General features: G+C 55.5%; 13 protein-coding genes and 1 riboswitch. Of the genes, 9 read left to right on the top strand and 4 right to left on the bottom strand.

The features are described from left to right. Nucleotides 1-71: 71 nt before the first annotated feature. From CA264_RS02430 to lysA, 7 genes are all read left to right on the top strand, one after another. The gene (locus CA264_RS02430; protein WP_025604262.1) at nucleotides 72-1202 is read left to right on the top strand and encodes an aminotransferase class I/II-fold pyridoxal phosphate-dependent enzyme; all 1131 of its coding nucleotides are present in this window, start codon (nucleotides 72-74) and stop codon (nucleotides 1200-1202) included. Continuing rightward, a complete protein-coding gene (gene bioD / locus CA264_RS02425) occupies nucleotides 1199-1813 on the top strand; it encodes a dethiobiotin synthase (RefSeq protein ID WP_025604261.1) in 615 nt (204 codons plus the stop codon). The genes CA264_RS02430 and bioD overlap by 4 nt, the downstream gene beginning before the upstream one ends. A 151-nt stretch (nucleotides 1814-1964) precedes the next feature. Beyond that, the gene (gene bioA / locus CA264_RS02420) at nucleotides 1965-3281 is read left to right on the top strand and encodes an adenosylmethionine--8-amino-7-oxononanoate transaminase (protein WP_025604259.1); all 1317 of its coding nucleotides are present in this window, start codon (nucleotides 1965-1967) and stop codon (nucleotides 3279-3281) included. Nucleotides 3282-3401: 120 nt separating this feature from the next. Further along, entirely contained in the window at nucleotides 3402-4598 is a 1197-nt protein-coding gene (locus CA264_RS02415) for a beta-ketoacyl synthase N-terminal-like domain-containing protein (protein ID WP_036775156.1), read from the top strand. 614 nt (nucleotides 4599-5212) lie between these two features. Then, the gene (locus CA264_RS02410) at nucleotides 5213-9640 is read left to right on the top strand and encodes a T9SS type A sorting domain-containing protein (protein ID WP_025604255.1); all 4428 of its coding nucleotides are present in this window, start codon (nucleotides 5213-5215) and stop codon (nucleotides 9638-9640) included. Nucleotides 9641-9793: 153 nt separating this feature from the next. Further along, nucleotides 9794-11125 (top strand): aspartate kinase, encoded by a 1332-nt coding sequence (locus CA264_RS02405; RefSeq protein WP_025604253.1) that lies wholly within the window; start codon nucleotides 9794-9796, stop codon nucleotides 11123-11125. Beyond that, entirely contained in the window at nucleotides 11091-12260 is a 1170-nt protein-coding gene (gene lysA, locus CA264_RS02400; RefSeq protein WP_237151163.1) for a diaminopimelate decarboxylase, read from the top strand. Before CA264_RS02405 ends, lysA begins: the two co-directional genes overlap by 35 nt. A 72-nt stretch (nucleotides 12261-12332) precedes the next feature. On the opposite strand, the gene CA264_RS02395 is transcribed toward lysA, so the two are convergent. From CA264_RS02395 to CA264_RS02380, 4 genes are all read right to left on the bottom strand, one after another. Then, entirely contained in the window at nucleotides 12333-13058 is a 726-nt protein-coding gene (locus CA264_RS02395) for a hypothetical protein (RefSeq protein WP_162912051.1), read from the bottom strand. Nucleotides 13059-13231: 173 nt separating this feature from the next. After that, nucleotides 13232-14491 (bottom strand): homoserine dehydrogenase, encoded by a 1260-nt coding sequence (locus CA264_RS02390; protein ID WP_025604247.1) that lies wholly within the window; start codon nucleotides 14489-14491, stop codon nucleotides 13232-13234. Further along, on the bottom strand, nucleotides 14472-15533 hold the full coding sequence (locus tag CA264_RS02385) for a homoserine O-acetyltransferase family protein (RefSeq protein WP_025604245.1): 1062 nt from the start codon (nucleotides 15531-15533) through the stop codon (nucleotides 14472-14474). The genes CA264_RS02390 and CA264_RS02385 overlap by 20 nt, the downstream gene beginning before the upstream one ends. Nucleotides 15534-15540: 7 nt before the next feature. Next, nucleotides 15541-16860, bottom strand: coding sequence for an O-acetylhomoserine aminocarboxypropyltransferase/cysteine synthase family protein (locus tag CA264_RS02380; protein ID WP_025604243.1), 1320 nt, complete (start codon nucleotides 16858-16860; stop codon nucleotides 15541-15543). A gap of 292 nt (nucleotides 16861-17152) precedes the next feature. Continuing rightward, nucleotides 17153-17262: riboswitch (SAM riboswitch) on the bottom strand. Between the two features lie 373 nt (nucleotides 17263-17635). Here CA264_RS02380 and xseA point away from each other — a divergent pair. After that, nucleotides 17636-19195 carry an exodeoxyribonuclease VII large subunit gene (gene xseA, locus CA264_RS02375; protein ID WP_025604241.1) on the top strand — a complete coding sequence of 520 codons (1560 nt, stop codon included), beginning with the start codon at nucleotides 17636-17638 and terminating at the stop codon, nucleotides 19193-19195. Further along, nucleotides 19188-19451 (top strand): exodeoxyribonuclease VII small subunit, encoded by a 264-nt coding sequence (xseB, locus tag CA264_RS02370; protein WP_025604239.1) that lies wholly within the window; start codon nucleotides 19188-19190, stop codon nucleotides 19449-19451. The genes xseA and xseB overlap by 8 nt, the downstream gene beginning before the upstream one ends. Nucleotides 19452-19498: the final 47 nt, after the last annotated feature.

Raw genomic sequence — 19498 nt, 5'->3', positions numbered from 1 at the left:
TAGACGCTAGACGTTAGATGCCAGACTTTTATACTTGTACATCTGTGAAGAAGTCTATCACCTAACGTCTTATGTCTAACATCCTAGAAAAGTTGCAGCAGAAGCTGGCGGAGCGTGCGGCACAGGGAAACCTGCGCCAGCTCAAAACCACTTCCGGCCTTACGGATTTCTGCTCTAACGATTACCTCGGCCTTGCTCGCTCTGAAGAATTGCGGGCACTTATCCACAAGGAGGAGGACAAGTATAAACATCTGCCATTGGGGGCTACCGGCTCCCGACTGTTATCAGGCAACCACCCTCTGTTTGAGGAGCTGGAAGGGCTGATTGCGCGCTACCACCATGCGGAGGCGGCGCTGCTGTTTAACTCCGGCTACACGGCCAATGTGGGCCTGCTGTCGGCACTGCCCCAGCGTGGCGATACCGTGTTTTATGACGAAGCCAGCCACGCCTCCATGAAAGACGGCTTGCGCCTGAGCTTTGCCAAAAGCTATGCCTTCCGCCACAACAGTGTGGAGGACCTGCGGCAAAAGCTGAAGCACGCCACGGGCCAGGTATATGTACTGGCAGAGTCGGTGTACTCGATGGACGGAGACCAGGCCCCCTTGCGGGAGCTGGCACAGGTTTGTAACGCGCAACAGGCGGCGCTGATTGTGGATGAGGCACATGCCGTGGGCCTCTACGGAGAGAACGGGGAAGGCCTTGTTTCGGCTTTGGGGCTGGAGCAGGAGGTGTTTGCACGGGTGCTGACCTACGGCAAAGCCATGGGCAGCCATGGAGCCGCAGTGGTGGGCCCGCAGCTGCTCCGCGACTTCCTCATCAACTACAGCCGCGCCTTTATCTATACAACTGGGTTGCCAACGCACGCGCTGGTGGCCCTGAAGTGCGCCTATACCTTACTCCCCGGGCTAACAGCGGCGCGGGAGCGGGCAAAGGAGCGGGCGCACCTATTGTACCGAAAACTGAACAAGCTGAGCGGTATTCGCTGCTCACCGGAAAACAGCGTGATACTGTCTGTTTTTCTGCAACAGCCTCAGCGGCTCAAGGAGCTGGCGGCTGCGCTGCAACAAGAAGGTTTTGACGTGCGCCCCGTGCTTAGCCCCACCGTGCCCCAGGGCACCGAACGGCTGCGCGTGATCGTGCATGCATTTAATACAGAAGAAGAAATTGAGGGCCTCGTGCAGGCCATAGCCAAAGGTACATGAAGCAATATTTTGTAACAGGAATCGGAACGGACGTTGGCAAAACAGTTGCCGCTGCCATACTTACCGAAGCCCTGCAGGCCGACTACTGGAAGCCTGTGCAAGCAGGCGGCCTGGACTTCACCGACACAGACACTGTAAAGAGTCTGGTTTCCAACGAGCGTTCGATCTTTCACCCGGAGGCGTACAGCCTCAAGATGGCAGCCTCCCCGCACAAGGCCGCCGCTGCAGAGGGTGTAGAGATCGACGTGAAAGGCATGCGCCTGCCCGCCACTCAAAACAACCTGGTTGTGGAAGGGGCCGGCGGCCTGATGGTGCCATTAAACAAGCGCTACCTGGTGCTGGACCTGGTACAGCAACTGGGCCTGGAGGTGGTGCTGGTTTCGCGCAACTACCTCGGGAGCATTAACCACACCCTGCTCACAGCGGAGGTGCTGCGCTACCGCAAAATACCGGTGGCCGGCATCATTTTTAACGGAGAGGAGAACGCCACTTCAGAGGATTTCATCGTGAAGTACACTGGGCTGCGTCGCCTGCCCTCTATCCGCCAGGAGGCTGATTTCTGCAAAGACACAGTGGCAGCGTATGCCGAGCAGTTTAAACCATACTTGTAAGACACAAGACGTTAGACGCAAGACACAAGAAAATTTATGTAGTTAATGTCTTAGCGAGAGTAAGGCAACTGTAACAACAATGCCTTTACCATACTTCTTTCTATTTTTAGTCTTGTGTCTTCTGTCCTCTGTCTAAAATCTAATAAAAGAAATGAATTTAGCCGAACGCGACCATAACGTTATCTGGCATCCCTATACACAAATGAAAACCGCCGCGCTTCCTGTTCCGATTGTCCGGGGCGAGGGAGCGCTTCTGTTTTCAGAGGATGGCACCTCCTACGTTGATGCCGTGGCTTCGTGGTGGGTAAACCTGCATGGCCACGCGCACCCCTACATTGCCCAGAAAGTGACAGAGCAGCTAAACACGCTGGAGCACGTTATCTTCGCCGGGTTTACGCACCCTGCCGCCGTCACCTTTGCCGAGCGCCTTTTGCAGATACTGCCACAGGGCCAGAGCCGCATCTTCTACTCCGACAACGGCTCTACAGCGGTGGAAGTGGCGCTGAAAATGGCCATCCAGTACTGGAACAACTTTGGCACCCCTAAGAAGAAGATCATTGCCTTCCGCGACAGCTACCACGGCGATACCTTCGGGGCCATGTCGGTGAGCGCGCGCAGCGCCTTTACTGTTCCTTTCTGGTCGTACTTGTTTGAGGTGCAGTTTATCGATGTGCCTACCCCGGGCAACGAAGAGGAAAGTGTAAAGCAGCTGGAAACTTGCGCGCTGGCAGGCGATGTGGCCGCTTTTATCTACGAGCCGCTGGTTTTGGGCACTGCCGGAATGGTGATGTACACGCCTGAGGTGCTGGACAGGCTCATTGAGATTTGCCGGCAGCACGACATCCTGACCATTGCCGATGAGGTGATGACGGGCTTTGGCCGCACCGGCCGCACCTTCGCCACGGATTACCTGCAGCAGAAACCGGACATGGTCTGTCTGTCGAAAGGCCTGACAGGTGGCACCATGGCCCTGGGGGCAACGTCCTGCAGTGAAAAAGTCTACGAGGCTTTCCTGCACGATGATAAAGGCAAAACCCTTTTCCACGGCCACAGCTACACCGCTAACCCCGTTGCCTGTGCCGCCGGCCTGGCAAGCATGGACCTGCTGCTGCAGGAGGAGACGCAGGAAAGTATAAACCGCATCGTGCAGCGCCACGCCGCCTTCGCTGCAAGTATAAAAAACCTGCCGCAAGTGCTGGAAGTACGGCAACAGGGCACTATCCTGGCTGTAGAGTTCGAAGACGGCGCCACCTCCTACTTCAGTGATTTGCGCGACACCCTGTATAGCTTTGGGCTGGAGAAAGGGGTTATCCTTCGCCCGCTCGGCAACATTATCTATGTTATTCCACCCTACTGCATCACCGATCAGCAACTCGACCAGGTATACCAGGCCATTGTCGGCATGCAGGAGATTGTAACGGGCAAAAGGCACCACCCGCGCCCGGACCTGGACATGCTCCATGACTAAACTTTAGGGAGCTGCACCCGGTGTAGCCTATAACATGGAGGTGTGCTGGCGGTGGTTCCGGCAACAAAAACCGCCGCCAGCGCACTTCTTTTCTATTTATGCTATACCTTTGCAGCCGGTATGAGAGAGGAGCAGAAACATATCGTTATCCGTGGCTGTGGGGTAATTTCACCGCTGGGCTATGATGCGGCAACTACGGCGGCAGCTTACAGAAAAGGTGCCCCCGCCTTCAGCACGGTGCAACACCAGGGCCAGCCTACCCCCGTTGCCGCCTTGCCTCCGGAGGCCGAAGCACAGCTAGAGCTGCTGCTTGAGGCCAACCCTACCTACAAACAGCTTGACCGCTCCGTTTTAATGGCTGTGTATGCGGCCCGGCATGCGACGGAGCAGGCCGGGTGGCTCCACGAAAAGGGCCCCGCCGATGACGACCTGGCTGTGAACATAGGCTCTTCCAGAGGTGCAACCGGTCTTTTTGAAACGCACTATGAGGCATTCCAGCAGCATAACCTCTCTTCCAGCGCCTCCCCCACCACCACCCTTGGCAACTTATCAAGCTGGGTAGCCCACGCGGTTAATGCTGGCGGCGGTCAGATCAGCCATTCCATTACCTGCAGCACTGCCCTGATGGCTGTCGCTAACGGTGCAGCCTGGCTAAAGGCAGGCATGGCCAAACGCTTTCTGGCGGGTGGCACCGAGGCTCCGCTGACAGACTTCACCATTGCCCAGATGAAAGCGGTGGGGATTTACTCGAGACTTGTCGGCCAGCCTTACCCTTGCCAGCCGTATGCTGTAGAAAAGCAGAACACCTTTACCTTAGGAGAAGGGGCCGCCGTGTTTGCGCTAGAGGTACAGGAGAAACCCTTGGCAGGAACGGCTATTGTGGAAGCTGTCGGGCTGGGCTTTGAGAAACTGGTCAGTAAAACCGGGATCTCAGCCGAAGGAATTAACTTTCAGAAAGCAATGCGACAGGCGCTGGCTCAACTGCCGGAGCCAAACCCCACAGTAGATCTCATCATTACCCACACCCCCGGCACCCGCGCCGGAGACAAGGCAGAGCTGGCCGCCGTACAGGCTGTTTTTGGCGATGCAGCCCCGGCTATCACGACTAATAAGTGGCTGCTCGGGCACACGCTGGGCGCCTCTGGGGCACTCAGCCTGCAGTATGCCCTACATGTGCTGCAGCAACAGCAGTATGCTTCCATCCCCTACCCGAACCTGCTTACCCAGGCTCAACCCAAACCGATACAGCGGGTGATGGTAAATGCGGCAGGCTTCGGCGGAAACGCCGCCAGTGTCGTGGTGCGCCTGGCACAGTAGCGGCTTTATTCTTTTTTCAACTCCTTTTCAGGCGCAAGACCCGCTCCTGCCGATCAGCTTTACCCGCAGCGCTTCCGGTGAAGCGCTTGCCCCTATTGTGCCTTTCTTCTAAAGCGGAAATCGCCTCCGTTAAAGCGGCAGCAGGCGCAGCCCCTGCCTTTTCCACCGCATGGCAGTCGCCACGGATACAGTGGCCAAACGCGCCTCCCTTACACTGGCGTACTGTTGCCCGTGAAGCGCTTGCCTACACGGCAGGAACATGGCTGTTACCACATTCAAATGGGCACTTCACTGCTGTAAACTACTTCCCGCCTTTACTTCAGCTTAAATTAACACAATATCAGTAACTCATACATTTATAAATCAGTACAATACGGTTAAATGAATATATTCTAAAGTACTATACATGTAATACACACCATAACCCCCATCACGCTAGTATTTAAAATAACGCACCATCCCTATGCAAGCACAGCCAATAAACGCTATGAATATAATCCAATTACATCATATCTGAGTAAATAAACCCAATACAATAGCACCGGGTTGCTACCATTTTTAACAGGGCAATTGCGACAGTGCTACTTCCTTTTAACTGCACAAAATAATACCTTATGAAAACAAACTTGTACCTCAGAATAGCCTTTCTACTTTCGTTCTTTCTTAGTGCTACCCTGCCTGCCTTTGCGCAGACGCCGGGCTTTATTTACAAGTCAGCCACCGGTGGCGGCTCCAGTGTTCTGGACCCTAACGGAGACGGTTATGTATCCGTTAGCCCAAGAGGCTTTTCCGGAGCGTCAGACGAAGGCGCCAACTACAGTGAGATTCCCTTCCGCTCTTTTCCGGCACTTACAACAGAACCGCTGGGAGACCTGAACACTGGCTCCTCAGGGGGGCACACGGATCTGGCAGCACCTGCCACGCCGCTTACCGCACCCTCAACAGGTTCGCCGATAGCTGCTTATTTCAACGGCACCCACCTCCTGTTCCGGGTAAGGCTCGGGAGCTCCTCCACTGCCTCTAAAGGATACAGCGTGCTGATTGACAGTGACCAGACCTTTACCGGCACAGGCTCAAACCCGGGCTTTGAGTATGAGGTATTGCTTGCCTCCAATTTCGCTGTTCAGGTAATCAAACACTCCTCATCCGGAAGCGAAGTAGTATTTAGCGGCTCAGTGGACCAATATGCCCAGAAAGCAGTGGCTGCGTCTACCTCAGGGGGCAGCCCCGACTACTTCTATGATTTTTATGTGCCGCTAACAGCTTTTAAGGGAGGTATTTCGGCAACTACGCCCCTGCGCATGAGCGGTATTACCATCACCAGTGCACAAAGCGGCCTTACAGGCACGGTATCGGATGTGGGTGGGGTTAACTTCCAGGCCTACAACTATGACGCCCCCTCTGCCTGGCGCGCCTTGATCGGTACTTTTCCGGCCACGACCTTAAACACCTTACAGGCATCCGGCTTTCCGCAGCTAACCGCCGCTGCGCCAACAGTAACGCCTCCCATACTTGCCAACAGCACCTCAATCTCAGGCACTTCCACGGAGGCTGTCGGTTCGGTTGTGACCGTCTACAGAAACGGAACCGCTGTATGTGGCACCTCAGGCCAACCGAGCTGCCCTACGGTGGCGGCAAACGGCACCTGGACTTTGACCGGTATCTCTAGCACACTGCTAGCAGCGGGAGATGTCATCACCGCGACAATGTCTCCTACAGGCAAAACGGTCTCTCCCGCATCAGCACCTGTCACAGTTAGTGCAGGCATCTGCTTGGCTACGCCAGCGCCGAAACTTACAGGCATAACCGGCACAACAGGCAACAGGTCCCTCGTTTTCACCCCGAGCAGCAGTGGGTATCAGGTGATAACGGTTTACAATTTAACTGATAACACCTCGGCTACAACGGCCCCTCTAAACCTTACCGCGGGCACGTCTTACCCTAGTGCGTCTACAGGTGCACCGGCTGCGCTTCAGGTCGCGCAGGGCAAAAGCTATGTTATCACCTCTACCCCCACCACCCAGGCAGGAACAGCCACAGGTTGCCAGTCCCTCCGCTCAAACCAGCTATGCTTTTCATCCGGAGGAAACTCCTCTACCAACCCGCACACGGTAACCGTTACAGGTGTAACGTACAACAGTGTGCTAAACAGCACGAACACATCGGCCACTACCGAGGTGCCAACTAACATAACCTCTCTTACTGTTGACATAAACTTCAACGGGGCAACCCAAGCGGGCAACTTGGTTCTATACAGGAACGGGACGGCTACAACTGTATCAGCGCCTTATACGGTAGGCACCACCACTCAAACTCTCAATGTAACGGGTGTTTCACTGGCTGTTGGCGATGTTCTGTCTGTCAGAACCGTTCAAACCGCTGGTTGCAGTGGTGCCTCAACTACTTCCAACTTCCTGGCGGTACAGCCAACAACAGCGGCGCCTACTATAAGTGAACCGAAATGCGGCTTGGTCACTACCTTAACCGGCACTTCTGCAGAGCCGGCAGGCACAGTGCTGCAGTTCTACACAGGCGGCACGGCAGGGGAGCGAAACGGCACGCTTGTCACGCAGAGCGGCACAAGCACCCCGATCACAGCCACGGTAACCAGCACAGGGGCCTGGGCTGTTGATTTATCTTCTGTGGCCGGAGGCGGTATCACCGCAGGAACCGCCATCACGGCAAGGGCAAAGGCTCCGGGAAAAGTACGCAGTGTTAACTCTAACGCTGTGCGCGCTACGGCCGGACCAACAGAACCACTCGTTATCAACACTCCGATTACAGAAGGCGCCACAAGTATAGCAGGCACAGGCCCTGCCAGTGCGGCAGGCGCCAAGGTTATACTTTATATTGAGGGTACTCCTTTTGCTACACCTGTGCTGGTCTCCAGCGACGGAACCTGGGCAGTAAGCGGTGTAGCCCCACAGGAAGTTTTTGCAGGCGCTTCGGTTACAGCAACCTACACCCCAACAGACGGGTGCGAAAGTGCAAAAGCAGCGCCAGTAGTGGTAGCCTGTAGCCCACCCTCCTCAGCGCCAACTGTTTCGCCGGCTGCTGCTACTATATGTAGCGGTGACAGCGCCACTGTAACGGTAAACAACTCGCAGCCGGGTGTTAGCTACAGGCTTGTAACCCAGGCAGGCACAGCCCCTAACTACACCTACACCGAAACAGGTAGCTCTGTTTTAGGTACAGGCGGAGCGCTAACCTTAACCTCCGGGGCCCTTACAAGTGCGACCACCCTGCGTGTAAGGGCACGCAAGGTAGGAGGCACGGCCTGCGATGTGGTACTGCCCGGATCAGTAGTGGTAACGATTAACCCGCTCCCAAGCAACAACTATCAGCTCACGATCAGCAGCAATGCTGGCTGTGCAGGTACCTCTCCGGTGATAACTGTGGCGAATGCACAACCGGGATACAGGTATGAGCTGATTAACGACGCGACGAAAGAACCGGTTATTACTGCGACAGACAGTGATAACCCTGCAAGCCCAGGCACGGCTGGCAACCTAACTTTTACGGTTGCCTCAGTCAGTGCGACCACCACCTATGGCTTGCGCATCACAGACACGAGCCAGCCAAGCAGTTGCTCAGCAGAAAACATCCAGAAGGTGACCTACACTGTAAACGGACCTCTAGCAAACCAGGCTGTAACGATTAGCCGCTCAGAAATCTGTTCCGGCGGATCGGCCGTTATCACTGTACAGACAAACAACGACGGCGCTACTTACCAGCTGTTCGAAGGCTCTACAAACGAACAGGTACCCGGAACTCCTAACTTCACGGGAAACGGTACAGAGATGTCCGTAACAGTATCGCCTACAGCAACCACAACCTACTACTTTAAGGTTACAGAAGCGAACGGCTGTAGTGTTAACCTTATAGACAGGGAAACACTGATTGTGAGCAGCGGGGATGTCGCTGTATCGGCAGGAGAGTCGCGCACCGTGTGCGGCAGTACCGTGACACTACAAGGCACAAACCCGGCCCCGGGAAGCGGCCGCTGGACCCTTGACTACAGCCCGGGCAACAACACCGATGCCCAAATAGTTAGTCCGGAAAACTACGTAACAGAAGTTACTGGGCTCACCTCTGGCATATATGTGTTCAGGTGGACAATTGACACAAGCTGTGGCGGCTCAACGGGTACGGCAGACGCGACCGTGCAAATCACAGTGAACTGCCCGGCAGTTTATAACATTGCACCGCCGAAGTACATCGACGAGTACGCTGTCAACGATACAATGGCCACTGCAACTGACCCTGATGAGGGCATAGGTGACGCAACATATGTAGCGGGTAGTGGATTCTTCCCGAATGAGGCGCTGGAAATCGCCACAAACGGCACCATCAAAGTAGTCAACCCCGCTTTCCTGGAGACAGGCACCTACAGCTTTAGTGTCAGCACGATAGATGGCAGGGGAATCGAAACCATTACACCAATCCTCCTGCGCATCTACGGAGAGGAGCCTGTGATTGTCCCTCTTCCGGTTGAGCTGGTGTACTTTACAGCGGCAGTTCAGCAGGGGCAGGTAAGCCTGCAGTGGTTAACCGCTTCCGAAGAAAACAACAAAGAGTTTATAGTGGAGCGAAGCGAGGACGGCAAACAGTTCGCGGCAATCGGAAAGGTAGCCGGGGCCGGCACCACGACACAGCCACAGCGCTACGCTTTCGTAGACACAGCGCCACTTTCCTCCACCGTGTACTACCGCCTGAAGCAGGTGGACTACAATGGGGAGTTTGCTTACAGCAACGTGGTGGCCGTTAACACCCGCGGGCTGGTGACCGAGGAAGAGCAACTGGAGGCCTGGCCGAACCCGTTCAGGCAGCAGCTTAACCTCACAGTGGCCGCCCCAACCGCCGGCGAGGCAAGCGTTACCCTCACCGATATGCAGGGCCAGCAAGTATACCAGGGCACCGTGCAGCTACAGCCGGGCGCAAACACGCTTACCTTGCCAATCAGAGGGTTGCACAGCGGCATGTACATCCTGCGCCTGCAGGGCAACGGCATCAGCGGCAGCACGAAGGTGGTTAAAAAGTAACCGCGCATAACAACACCTGAAGCCTCACAAAAAGGCCGGCAAAAGTAGCCGGCCTTTTTGTTTTTGTGCCCATCCTCCTGTACCTTAACGAGCTAAAAGCGCTGATTTTTTGCTACTTTTGTAGCTTAACACTATTCATTTCATAGTAATTAAATGAAAATACTCAAGTTCGGCGGTACCTCTGTGGGGTCTGCTGAGAGAATGAAGGCGGTTGCCTCGCTCATCCAGAACGATGAGCCTAAGATTGTAGTGCTGTCGGCCATGTCGGGCACTACAAACGGATTGGTACAGATTGCGGAGACACTGTACCAGAACAAACACGACGAAGCAAAGGCGCTGATTAAGGCGTTGCACGATAAGTATAAACAGGTGGCAGAGGAACTCTACACCTCCGGCGAAAAGAAAAAACAGGCCAACGAGCTGCTCAAGCAGCATTTCGACTACCTCACCGCCTTTACCCTGGACCTCTTCACCATACATGAGGAGCGCGCGGTACTGGCACAGGGAGAGCTGCTGAGCACGGCGCTTTTCCAGTTTTACCTCGAAGAGCAAGGGGTGAACTCCGTTCTGCTGCCGGCCCTCAACTTCATGAAGATCGATGAGAACGAGGAGCCCGATAACGACTATATTGCCAAGCAACTGCAGAAAGAGCTGCAGAAGCATGAGGGTGTGGAGCTGTTTGTGACGCAGGGGTACATCTGCCGCAACGCCTTCGGGGAGATTGACAACCTGAAGCGCGGCGGCTCCGACTACTCTGCCTCCCTTATCGGGGCAGCTGTGGAAGCGGAAGAAATCCAGATCTGGACCGACATCGACGGCATGCACAACAACGATCCGCGCATTGTAAAGAACACATACCCGATCGCGGAGCTTTCCTTCGACGAGGCAGCAGAGTTAGCCTACTTCGGAGCCAAGATCCTGCACCCGAGCAGCGTGCTGCCAGCCAAGCAGAAGAACATTCCCGTGAAGCTGCTCAACACGATGGAGCCGGAGGCAAGGGGCACCACCATCAGCTCCGAGGCAGAGGGAGGAAAGATAAAGGCAGTAGCAGCCAAGGACGGCATTACGGCGATCAAGATAAAATCCGGGCGCATGCTGCTGGCCTACGGCTTCCTGCGCAGCGTGTTTGAGGTGTTCGAAAGGTATAAAACGCCGATCGACATGATCACGACCTCCGAGGTGGCTGTGTCCTTAACAATTGACAACGATAAGTTCCTGAGCGAGATTGTAAAGGAGCTGAAGGAGTTTGGCCAGGTAGAGGTAGACCAGGAGCAGACCATTATCTGTGTGGTAGGCGACTTTATAGCCGAGCGCAGCGGCTCCGGTCTGGCTATCTTCGAATCATTGAAACACATTGCCCTCCGCATGATCTCCTACGGCGGAAGCAAAAACAACATCAGCCTCCTAATTAACACCACGGATAAGGTGGAGGCTTTAACTAAACTGAACGATGGAATCTTTGACAGAAACGGCGCCCATGCTTAAGCTTAACCCGGAGCAGCTGCAGCAACACGCTACTCCGTTTTATGCATACGACCTGAACCTGCTGCGCCAAACGCTGCAATCCGCCCGGCAGGAAGCCCAGAAGTATAATTTCCATGTGCATTACGCCCTTAAAGCCAATGCCAACGCACCTGTTTTAGCCGAAATGCGCCAACACGGCTTTGGGGCCGACTGCGTTAGCGGCAACGAGGTAAAGGCGGCCATCGAGAACGGCTTCGCGCCGAAAGAGGTGGTGTTCGCCGGTGTGGGGAAGTCAGATGAAGAGATAAACTTTGCCCTGGAGCAGGAGATCTTCTGCTTCAACTGCGAGTCTAAGCACGAGCTGGAGGTACTGAACGAGCTGGCGGAGAAGAAAGGCAAAACGGCGCGTGTCGCGCTGCGCATCAACCCGAACGTAAACGCCAACACGCATAAGTACATTACCACCGGCCTGGAGGAAAACAAGTTCGGGATTAACTCCTGGGAGCTGGACAGCGTGCTGGAGCTGTTACAGCAGCTAAAGCACGTGGAGTTGATCGGCATTCACTTCCACATCGGTTCCCAGATTACGGACCTGACGGTGTTTAAGAACCTTTGTACCCGCGTAAATGAGTTTCAGGAGTGGTTCCTGGCGCACAACATTCGCCTGGAGCATGTGAACGTGGGCGGTGGCCTGGGTGTGGATTACTACAACCCGGAGCAGCACCCTATCCCTGACTTTGCGGCGTACTTTGCCCTCTTCAACCAGTTTCTGGAGCTGAGGCCGGGGCAGCAGGTGCATTTTGAGCTGGGCCGCTCGCTGGTTGCCCAGTGCGGCACGCTGGTCTCGCGGGTGCTTTACATCAAAAACGGCATCTCCACCAACTTTGCCATCCTGGATGCCGGCATGACGGAGCTGATACGCCCGGCGCTGTACCAATCGTACCACAAGATAGAGAACCTGACGAGCAAAAAGGCAGAAGTTCGCTACGATGTGGTGGGCCCGATCTGCGAGTCGAGCGACTGCTTTGGCAAGGCGGTGATGCTGCCCGAGACCAACCGCGGCGATTTGATCGCCATTCGGTCGGCAGGCGCCTACGGCGAGGTAATGGCCTCTGCCTACAACCTGCGCGACAAGGCAAAAGCCATCTACCTGTAGCACAAGAGAAATATAACAAAATAAAGGCCGCCCCTGTACAGGAGCGGCCTTTCTTTTTGTGGCTACGATAGGTTATCGGATAAGACCGGGCCTGTTCTTTCGCTCAGACACCGGCTTTACCACCGGCACCTCCAGCGAAACCAGGAAATCCGGTTCGGCGTGAGCAATTCCCGCCTGGCTTTTCAGGTAGTTCGCCAGTTGCAGTGCGTTTCCGTCTGAGTTCTTGTCTACGCGCAGCAGGTACGTCTGCCCGCTCAGCGGCATCATCACCTCTGCTTTGTATGCCGTGGCCAGTGCCTCCAGTGCCGTTGCCTGGCCTTCCACCACCGTTACAATAGCCTCATTGCTGATGCCGAGCAACCCGTCTCCACTCAGGAAGTAGGGCGCCACATAGGCTATGTTAGGATCTTTGGCCAATGCCTCCATCGCCAGCTCCACCTGCTGGCAGTTTAGCCCGTCCACCAGCTCAATGTTGTGTAACAGTGCCGAGTTAGTGCTGATGTGGCCATTTACGCCTGCCACAAAATTATACTGCTCCACCACACGTGCCTCTTCATCCGCGCTTAAGCCGTTGGAAAAAGCTACCAGCACCTGCTTGGTAAACACATTGCCCAGGCTTTTCTGCTCGTTGTTGTAGAAGTAGGTATAGTTGGTACAGGCTCCACCGCCAATTTCGGACCGCAGCAACTTAGGTCCTGCTTTCACATTTTTTATAGGAGAGGCTTCGTCTTGTCTGCAGGAGGAAAGGGCAAAGACCATCAGCAAAAAGGTGAGTAAGGGTATAGATATTTTCTTCATCTCGGTACAAATTAAATCGCCAATTACTTGATTATTTGTACGGTAAGATTTGGATAATAGCTGCGGTTTTAGTAAATAAAAATAAATATAGTACAAGTACTATACACAAATAAGACTATGTATTTATTTAGTTAAGGCACACCAACTTAAAGTATGGGTTTCGTTTTCCGGGTTTAAGCCACTTCTTCCAGCACCTGGCACGACGCGTTTACCACCTGTTCTGCCGTAACATGTGCAGGCAACTGCGCAATAAAAGCGGTGGTTTGCTTCAGAGACGGCAGGTACAGCAGCAGGTCTTTGCGGCGCATGGTGCCTACCAGTTGGCCCACGTTGGCATCTACCCCAAACGAGGTCAGCTCCCGCCACGGCAGTTGGGGCAGCAGCTCCGGCATAGCCGTGCGCAGGTATACCTTCAGTTCGTCCTCTTCCTCCAACGGCACCTGCTTCAGCCGCTCCTCGCAGTCGTAGGTGAACTTCGGGTAGTTGTACTTGTAACCCGCCAGCGCCGCCGACACGTCCGCCCAAACGGCCGACCCGGTCGGGTGGCTGCCCGCTCCGCGGCCTTTCAGAAACTGATCTCCGGCGTATTTGGCCTGCAGGTGCACCCCGTTAAACTCCGCCTCCACATAGTACAGGTCAGAGTCCGGGAACACGAGCGTCGGCAGCACCTGCAGCGCCAGCTTGTTGTTTTTGTTAACCTTGGCAGAGGCCACCAGCCTGAACCGCCCGCCCAGCGCCTGCGCCAGGTTGATATCGCGCTTCGTGATGTGCTGTATACCTGCGCGCAGCACCTGCTCCGGCTTAATAACAGCCCCGAAAGCATGGGCGGCCACCAGGCTGATTTTGTGCAGGGCGTCGTAGCCGCCCACGTCCAGCGTTGGGTCGGCCTCCGCGAAGCCGAGTGCCTGCGCCTGCGCCAGCGCCTCGTCGTAAGACAGGCCTTCGGCATCCAGCTTGGTCAGAATGTAGTTTGAAGAACCGTTCAGAATGCCGCTTACCTCCTGCAAAGGTTCGGTGCCGTAGTAGGCCTCCAGCGTACGAAGAATTGGGATGCTGCCGCAAACAGCCGCCTCATACAGTAAGGTGCCCCCAAACTCCTGCTGCAGTGCCACCAATTCCGGCAGGTTCTCGGAGATCATCTTCTTGTTGGCAGACACAATGGTTTTACCCGCCTCCAATGCCTGGCGCACAATCTGCAGCGCCTCTTTCGGGTCGCTGATCAGCTCGGCAAAAAGGCTTATGCTTTCGTCCTGCAGCAGCTCCTGCGGGTCATAGGTAAAGGTGTCGTTTGGCAGCGTGCGCAGCTTTTCTCTGTCGCGCACGCAGATCCTGGCCACCTCCAGGTGCGGGTTATCCTGTAGCACATCGTGCAGCCCCTGGCCCACACAGCCGAAGCCAAATATACCGATGCGTTTAGCGCTCTTGCTTTTCATAGTTCAGTTCTTGTTTTACTTGTTCCTGTTGATAAAAATCTTGAATGGCATCCGTCAGCTGTTCCACCTCCACCAGAAAGCCGTCGTGGCCGTAGTTTGAGCGAAGGAGGCAGAAAGACGAGCCCGGCACCTGCTCATGCAGGAAACGCTGCTCCTCCACCGGAAAGAGCAGATCCGTGTCTACCCCCACAAACAGGCAGCGCGCCCTTAGCTGCGCCAGTGCCTTCTCCACTCCTCCCCTGTCGCGGCCCACATTGTGTGCATCCATGGCCTTAGAAAGCAACCAGTAGGTATAGGCGTTAAACCTGTTTGCCAGCTTCTCTCCCTGGTACACCTGGTAGCTGGCGGCCCTGAAGCTATCGGTGATGCTGTGCCCCGGCTCCTGCTGCGACAGGTGGTACGTATTGTAGTGCCTGTAGGAGAGCATAGCGATCGCGCGGGCCGTTTTCAGCCCTTCCTTACCGGCCTCCCGCGTGCTGTTGCCCCACGACGGGTCTTGCCGGATAGCCATGCGTTGGCTCTCGTTAAAGGCCACACCCCACGGAGAGTGCCGCGCGTTGCTGGCCACATGCACCAGGCGCTCAAACACATTTGGCTTTAGCAGGGCCCACTCCAACGCCTGCTGCCCGCCCAGGGAGCCCCCCAGCAAGGTATGCACCCGCTCCAGCTCCAGTTCCTGCCGCAGCAGGTCAAAGGCACGCACCACATCCCGGTTCGTAAACTGCGGGAAGGTATGGAAGTATGGCTGCAGTGTAATGGGGTTTACAGAAAGCGGCCCCGTAGAGCCGTAGCAGCCGCCCAGCGTGTTGGCGCACACCACAAACCACTCCCGCGGGTCGTAGAGCCTCCCCTCACCGAAAAGGTCGCCCCACCAGTCGGTAACATCGGCGCTGCCGGTAAGTGCATGGCACACCCACACAACGTTGCTGCCTTGCGGGTTTAACGTGCCGTACGTGGTATAGGCCAGCTGGAAACCAGGGAGCAAAGCCCCGGACTCCAGCCTGAATTCTTGCTGATGGTGAAAAACGTGGTGTTCTGGCATTTTATACTTAGGCTATGGCGGGCTCAGCCTCTACTTTGGCAAAGGCCTGCTCAAAATCTGCTTTAATGTCGTCGAGGTGCTCTATGCCGGCGGATATCCGCAGCAAGGTCGGGTCTACGCCGGCGCTTCGCTGCTCGGCATCGCTTAACTGTTGGTGCGTGGTGGAGGCTGGGTGGATGATCAACGTTTTGGCATCGCCCACGTTGGCCAGGTGGCTTACCAGTTGCAGGCTGTTGACAAATTTCTCCGCCTGCTGCTTGTCGCCCTTCAGCTTAAAGGAAAGTACGCCGCCAAACCCGCGCTTGAGGTACTTCTGCGCCAGCTCATGATAGGGGCTGCTTTCCAGGCCAGGGTAGTTTACGCTCTCCACCAGCTCCTGCCGCTCCAGCCACTGCGCCAGCGCCAGGGCATTCTGCACCGTCCTGTCCACGCGCAGCGAGAGTGTCTCCAGCCCCTGCAGCAGCAAGAAGGAGTTGAATGGGCTCAGTGCCGGACCGAAATCCCGGAGCCCCTCCACCCGGGCACGTATGGCAAAGGCGATATTCCCGAAAGGGCTGCCCTCCCCGAACACTTCCCAGAAGTTAAGGCCGTGGTAACCCTCGCTTGGCTCCGAGAACTGCTTAAACTTGCCGTTGCCCCAGTTAAAGTTACCGCCGTCCACTAGCACACCGCCGATGCTGGTGCCATGCCCGCCGATCCATTTCGTAGCAGACTCAACCACCACATTGGCCCCGTGCTCCAACGGACGGAACAGGTAGCCGCCGGCCCCGAAGGTATTATCCACCACCAGCGGAATATCATACTTGCGGGCAAGAGCGGCAACAGCCTCAAAGTCAGGAATGTTGAAGCGCGGGTTGCCGATCGTTTCAACATAGATGGCCCTGGTCTTTTCGTCGATTAGCTTCTCGTAGCTCGCCACCTCATCGGTTTCTGCAAAGCGCGTCTCAATGCCCAGGCGCTTAAACGATACCTTAAACTGGTTGTAAGTGCCGCCATAGAGGTAACTGGTGGTGATAAAGTTGTCGCCGGCCTCCAGTATGTTGGTGAGCGCAATAAACTGGGCCGCCTGGCCTGAGGCCACCGCCACCGCCGCCACTCCCCCTTCCAGCGCCGCGATGCGCTTTTCAAACACATCGGTGGTGGGGTTCATGATACGGGTATAGATGTTACCGAACTCCTTCAGGGCAAACAGGTTGGCGCCGTGCTCGGCGTTCTTAAAAGCGTAGGAGGTGGTTTGGTAGATGGGTACGGCGCGCGACTGTGTGGTTGGATCTATCTCCTGGCCGGCGTGCAGCTGTAGTGTCTCGAAGTGCAGTGATTTTGACATGACGTATGGTATAGGTTAGATAAAACGTAGGTGTATGCTGTGTTTAGGGTAGGCGCAAAGGCGCTTACGGAGGGGCGGTGGCTACAGGTAAATCTGCGGCAGGGCCCAGCGTTAAAAAACGGAAAAGCGGAGTGGTTTAGCAGCAACAGTAGCTGCGCATGCTACACAGGGGCGTGCACATGACAGAAGCTTTAGCAGGAGCTAAAAAGCAGTTTTGCGACAGCTCAGGCGCTGCCGATGAAAGTAATAATACGTACTGTGTTGGCTTGATTCCCTTGTTCATGACCGTATCAATTTATATTCGTCCGGCACCCTGCCGAACTCAGGAATTAGCACCTTAACACCGGTGGTTAGGTTGCTAGCGTTTCACAGAGCCTGTCTCTCCACGCTTCTTTATAAATCAATATCCGCTAAGGGCGTATTGACTTGATGTTGCAAGTATACGGGGCGCTTTTTTAAAAAGCCAAATATTTTTTATCTTTTTTGAAAATCCTGTGGTAACCGGGCGCTTTGGTTTGAAGATTCATACTTGGTGCAGTGGCTAGGCGCAGCTGGTAAATCCCGAGGCAGGTTACTCAGCCCAAAACGGCTCCCAAAAGGCGTTGTTTCTAAGGCTTCCGACCTCAAACATAGAGTATTACATATATAAATTTTAAGGCCCCTGATTTTTTTTCTCGAAACTGCTACTAATAGTTTTAGCTAAAAAGTCCTATCTTCGAGGCTTAGGAGCCGGTATTCTGCCGGTTGTGCAGGAGAAGAGAAACGTTGTCGAACCATGTCCCAGATCTATATTCGCCAAACGGTAGTGTACGAGGAGCACCAGGCCCCGCTTTCGCTGTATGAGCTGCACCAGCAGATCCGCGAGGAGCTGGAGGTGGCGTTCCCGGACAGCTATTGGGTGGTGGCAGAGGTGGCGCAGGTAAACGTAGACCGGCGCAAGGGCCACTGCTACCTCACGCTGGTAGACAAAGGCGACGATGCGCGGCAGATGCTGGCACAGGCGCGCGCTACCATCTGGGGCTCGCGCTACCAGATGCTGGGCCGCTATTTCGAAGAGAAAACAGGACAGCCGCTAAAGGCAGGGCTAAAGGTGCTGCTGCAGGCAACGGTGCGTTTCCATGAGCTCTATGGCCTCAGCCTCGACATCACCAACATCGACCCCAACTACACCATTGGGGACCTGGCCCGCCAACGGCAGGAAACCCTAAAGCGCCTGGAGGCGGAGGGCCTGCTGGAGGCAAACAAAGAGCTAAAGCTGCCCCTGGTGCCGCAGAGGCTAGCCGTTATTTCATCGGGCACGGCGGCCGGCTACCAGGACTTCATCCACCAGCTGGCGGGCAACAGCTACGGCTATTACTTCGAAACCACGCTTTTCCCGGCTACGGTGCAGGGCAACGAGGCCCCTGCCTCGGTGGCACAGGCCTTTGCCCGGATTAGCAGCAACAGCGATGCGTTTGATGCCATTGTGCTGATTCGGGGGGGCGGCTCCCAAACGGACCTCAGCTGCTTCGATGACTACAGAATTGCCGCAGCCATCGGGCACTCGCCGCTGCCGGTGCTAACGGGCATCGGCCACGAGCGCGATGAAAGCATTGCCGACCTGGTGGCCAACACCCGCCTCAAGACCCCGACCGCTGTGGCCGGGTTCCTGATCGACAGGTTCAGGGAGGCAGAGGAAAGTGCGGAGGATATGTTCGACAGCATCCGGATGTTTGCCGCACAGCAGCTCAAACTCACCAGTGACAAACTGGAGCGGCTGAGCCTGCGCTTCAACAACATCACCAAACAGCAATTGCAAAACCGGAAAGACAAGCTCGAAAGCCTGTCGCGGGGGCTGCTCCTGAAGCCAAAGTCATACCTGGAGGCGCAACGGCACCTGGTAAGCGACATGGAGAAGGACATCAGCTCCGGCACAAAAGACTTGCTGCACGAGCGGCAACGGTACCTGCAGGAGCTTTCGGTGTGTGTGGAGGGCAAAAGCCAGCGCTACCTGCACATGAAAGAGCACGAGCTGAACCACCTGGTGCACTGCCTGGAGACAGAGGCAAACGATCAGCTTAAAAAAGAGCAGCTGCTGTTTTCGAAGTATAGCGATAAGCTGGAGTACGGCGCCAAAGGCAAGCTTACCAACGAGCACCACCGCCTGAGGCTGCTGGAGATGGGCATTGAGGCAAACAACCCCGAAAAACTGCTCCTGCGCGGCTACACGCTGACGCTCCTAAACGGCAGGATTATTAAAAGTACAAAAGACGTGAAAGACGGCGATGTGGTGGAGACGAAGATGCAGGACGGCACCCTCCACAGCATGGTTGTAAATGTTGATACAGATGAATAAGGAATTAAAGGACATGACCTACCGCGAGGCAACGCAGGAGTTAGAGGAGATCTTACGCGCCATCGAAAATGACGCCGTAGATGTGGATGAACTCACCCAGAAAGTACAGCGCTCGTCGCAGCTCATAAAGCTGTGCAAAGAGAAGCTGCGCAAGGCCGAAAAAGCCATCGACCAGGTGTTTAACGAGGAGAACTGCGAAACGCCTGCACCGGCAAAGCCACAGGAGGGTAAGTCTGCCAGCGGCACTTTGTTTTAACCCTCACCGGCCCCGGCTTGTAACCGGAGGTGCTGGTCTAGGAGGCA

The sequence above is a fragment of the Pontibacter actiniarum genome (assembly GCF_003585765.1).
In the GTDB taxonomy this organism is placed as follows: domain Bacteria; phylum Bacteroidota; class Bacteroidia; order Cytophagales; family Hymenobacteraceae; genus Pontibacter; species Pontibacter actiniarum.
The sequence above is the reverse complement of the archived record's forward strand: the minus strand, read 5'-3'. Positions and strand labels throughout refer to the sequence as shown.